Origin of the sequence: Nitrobacter sp. 62-13 (genome assembly GCF_001896955.1) — a bacterium.
Taxonomy (GTDB): Bacteria; Pseudomonadota; Alphaproteobacteria; order Rhizobiales; family Xanthobacteraceae; genus Nitrobacter.
On the sequence record NZ_MKRN01000195.1, the window covers coordinates 1 to 3,672 of the forward strand.

Below are 3,672 nucleotides of genomic sequence, written 5' to 3' on the forward strand. Positions count from 1 at the left end.
TCGACGTCGATCTGGCGAACCCGATCGACCGTCTCTTGTACGGCTGCCATTCCTACCTCCGCTCGCGGTTTCAAGGACCACGGTGGATTTCATGTCTCAGCGCCCGGCCTGTTCCCAAGAAATTGTCTTAGAACTGTTCAAGCACTGTTTCGTCTGTCCTTAGTAGTGCACCTGAGAGCTTTCGCCAAGCCTTAATAGCCCGATCGATATCTGCGTCCGTCGTCTCCCAGCCCAGCGAAAATCGTATTGCGCTTCTGACCAGTTCGGGGCCGTACCCCATCGCCTGCAATACATGCGAGGGTTGCACCTTCCCTGAGGAACACGCAGAGCCGGAAGACACGGCAATCCCCTCTAGATCAAATCTGACCACGGCAGTCTCCGCTTTCAAGGCGGGAACTCCGAAAAGTGTCGTATTCGGCAGACGCGCGACATCATGCGAAAAAATCACGCCGGCTTGGGATTTGCCCTGGGTTTGCCTAAAGCCTTGTTCGAGCCGGTCGCGGAGGATTTCGATCCGAGCCATGTCGCTCGCCCTCCCTGCTACCGCCGCCGCCACCGCGGCTCCGAAGCCGGCAATAGCCGCCACATTCTCCGTGCCGGCGCGGCGACCCCGCTCCTGACCGCCGCCCTGTATCAACGCGCGAGGGCCGATCACGTTCTCCGCAAGGATCAATGCGCCCGTCCCCTTCGGACCCCCGATCTTATGCGCTGAAACCGATAGAAGATCGACATTCAATGCTTTGATATTGAAGTCTATTTTTCCAAACGCCTGAACCGCGTCAACATGCAGCAGGCCGCCCGCCTCGTGGACCAGATCGGCCACTTCGGCCACCGGCTGAATGGCGCCGGTTTCATTGTTGGCGAGCATGACCGACACCAAAGCCGGCGGTCTTCCTGCGAGCATTGGTCGCAAGGCATCGAGGTCGACCACCCCCGAGCGCTGCACCCGCAGGCGGGCGATCCGGTCAGGATCGAACTGACCTCCGGCCAGCACCGAGGCATGTTCTATGTCCGAAACAATAAGCCTATCAGGTGCTTGCTTATCTCTTTGAAGACTGTTGCTTAAAGCCAGCGCATTGGCTTCGGTCCCGCCGGATGTGAAGATCACGTTGCGGGATTGGGCACCGACTGCCGCAGCCAGCGTGGCCCGCGCATTTTCCATGAGCCCGCGCGCCCGCCTGCCCTCCCCATGAATCGAGGAGGGGTTGCCGACAACGTCCCATGCGGCGGTCATCGCATCGCGCGCCTCGCGGCGCAACGGCGTGGTGGCGTTCCAGTCGAGATAAGTCCGGTTCTGCATCATGTTGTAAGTATACGATATTTTCGACGGGCGCGGGCGGAGCCGCGTAAGATGCTTGCTTTTCGCCCCTCGCTCTATGTTAGAACGCGGCAGCGTTCGCGGACGATTTGCCAAGGATTCTTATGCCTGAAGTCATTTTTACGGGTCCCGCCGGTCGTCTCGAAGGCCGTTATCATCCGGCGAAGCAGAAAAATGCGCCGATCGCGATGGTCCTGCATCCGCATCCGCAGTTTCGCGGCAGCATGAATCACCCGATCGTCTATCAGGTCTATTATGCTTTTGTGGCGCGGGGCTTTTCAGTGCTGCGTTTCAATTTTCGCGGCGTCGGCCGCAGCCAGGGCTCGTTCGATCATGGCACCGGTGAATTGTCGGACGCGGCAGCCGCGCTCGACTGGGCGCAGACCATCAATCCGGAGGCGCGCGCCTGCTGGGTGGCGGGCTTCTCCTTCGGCGCATGGATCGGCATGCAATTGCTGATGCGCCGGCCCGAAGTCGAAGGCTTCATTTCGATCGCGCCGGAGCCAAACCGCTATGATTTCTCGTTCCTCGCGCCATGCCCGTCTTCCGGCCTGATCGTCCACGGCGAAAAGGATATCGTCGCGCCCGCCAAGGATGTCACGACGCTGGTGGAAAAGCTGAAGACGCAAAAGGGCATCGTGATCGATCAGCACGTCATTCCGGGCGCCAACCATTTCTTCGAGGACAAGATGGAGCCGTTGATGGAAACGGTGACCGGCTATCTCGACATGAGGCTCGCCAACATCCGCTGACCGTTTGCAGCCGAAGAAGCGGCTCAAGGCTTGGCGATGACTCCGCCGGTCATAGGCACGGGCACACCGGTGGTCGAAGGATAGCTCAGCGGCAAGCCTTGCAGGCCGCGCGCTGCAAGGTACCCGAAAGCCTGTGCCTCGATGGCATCGGCCGACCAACCCAGTGCATTGGCCGGCTCGACGGAGGCCGGCGCAAGCCTCTCCCGCAGCATCCCGAGCATGGTCGGATTGCGGGCTCCCCCGCCGGCCACGATCCAGTTTGCTGGCCGCTTCGGCAGCAGCGGAACGATCCGCGCGATCGCCGCCGCAGTGAAAGCGGTCAGCGTAGCCGCGCCGTCGGCCGGCGCCATGTCGGGTAGCGGCAGCGACGCAAAATCGTTGCGGTCGAGCGACTTCGGCGGCGGCAGTGCGAAGAACGGGCGCTGCAACGCCTGCGCGATCCAGTCCGTGTCGGGTCGGCCCTGCGCCGCCAGCCGTCCCTCGCCGTCGAAGGACTGACCCATCACGCGCAGCATGAAATCATCCAGCAGTGCATTGCCGGGACCGGTATCGCAGGCGATCAGCGTGTCGGCGCCATCGATATAGGTGATGTTGGAGACCCCGCCGATGTTGACCACGCAGACCGGTCCTTCGCGGCCTTGTGATTGCGCCAGCGCGCGATGATAGACCGGAACGAACGGCGCGCCCTGCCCGCCGGCGGCCACATCGGCCGCGCGAAAATCGTGCATCACCGGAACGCGGATCGCTTTCGCCAATGCGTCGGCGTCGCCGATCTGCACGGTCAGCCGCTGCGCCGGCCGATGCAGGATGGTCTGGCCATGAAAGCCGACAATCTCGATATCTTCGCGCGCGATATGATTTCGCGCGAGGAACGCAGCAACGGCTTCGGCGTGCGCCATGGTCACGGCGCGCTCGGCCTCGCCGATCACGCCCGGCCGCGCGTCGCGCCGCGTCAGAGCGACGGCCTGCGCGAGGGCCTCTCGCAACAGGCCGCGTTCGTGGTCCGTGTAAGGACGGTAGCCGGTCGGCCCGAACGCCGCCACTCGCTCGCCATCGGTTTCGATCAACGCGACGTCGACACCGTCCAGCGAGGTACCGCTCATCAGACCGATCGCCGTCATCATCGTGCGGACCTCCTGCTGGCTGCCATGCGGCCTCCGGCTTGTGCCGAACGCGCGCTTCTTATAATGGCACACAGCGGAGCCCGGCGGCAGTGTCCGGCCATGATGCGCCGGAATCGAATTTGCGACAGAGCCGAACAAGAACGATCAGGGTCCCTTAGCCATGGCCGCCTTCAAGTCCGATTTCCTCAACATCCTTCAGGAACGGGGCTTCATCCATCAGTGCTCCGATATCGAGGGGCTTGATGCGCTGGCCGCGAAAGGCCAGGCGACGGCTTATGTCGGCTACGACTGCACCGCGCCCTCGCTGCATATCGGCAACTACCTGACCATGATGATGCTCCACTGGCTCCAGCAGAGCGGCAACAAGCCGATCACGCTGATGGGCGGCGGCACCACCATGGTCGGCGACCCCTCCGGCAAGGATGAATCGCGCGCGATCCGCAGCGTCGCGGAAATCGAGGCCAACAAGGCCAGCATT

Annotated in this window: 3 protein-coding genes and 1 pseudogene; 2 read left to right on the top strand and 2 right to left on the bottom strand. The window is 62.5% G+C overall.

Translation table 11 applies throughout. The annotated features are described in order from the left end of the window. Positions 1-127: 127 nt before the first annotated feature. On the bottom strand, positions 128-1,303 hold the full coding sequence (locus BGN91_RS14965; protein WP_292614472.1) for a cysteine desulfurase family protein: 1,176 nt from the start codon (positions 1,301-1,303) through the stop codon (positions 128-130). Positions 1,304-1,422: 119 nt separating this feature from the next. Between BGN91_RS14965 and BGN91_RS14970 the strand changes: the two genes are divergently transcribed. Continuing rightward, positions 1,423-2,070, top strand: coding sequence for an alpha/beta hydrolase (locus BGN91_RS14970; protein ID WP_292614474.1), 648 nt, complete (start codon positions 1,423-1,425; stop codon positions 2,068-2,070). A gap of 23 nt (positions 2,071-2,093) precedes the next feature. Here BGN91_RS14970 and BGN91_RS14975 read toward each other — a convergent pair whose 3' ends face one another. After that, complete coding sequence (locus BGN91_RS14975; RefSeq protein WP_292614476.1) at positions 2,094-3,194, bottom strand: anhydro-N-acetylmuramic acid kinase; 1,101 nt, start codon at positions 3,192-3,194, stop codon at positions 2,094-2,096. A 160-nt stretch (positions 3,195-3,354) separates the two neighbouring features. Between BGN91_RS14975 and BGN91_RS14980 the strand changes: the two are divergent. After that, positions 3,355-3,672, top strand: a pseudogene (locus BGN91_RS14980) (tyrosine--tRNA ligase); the annotation flags it as partial.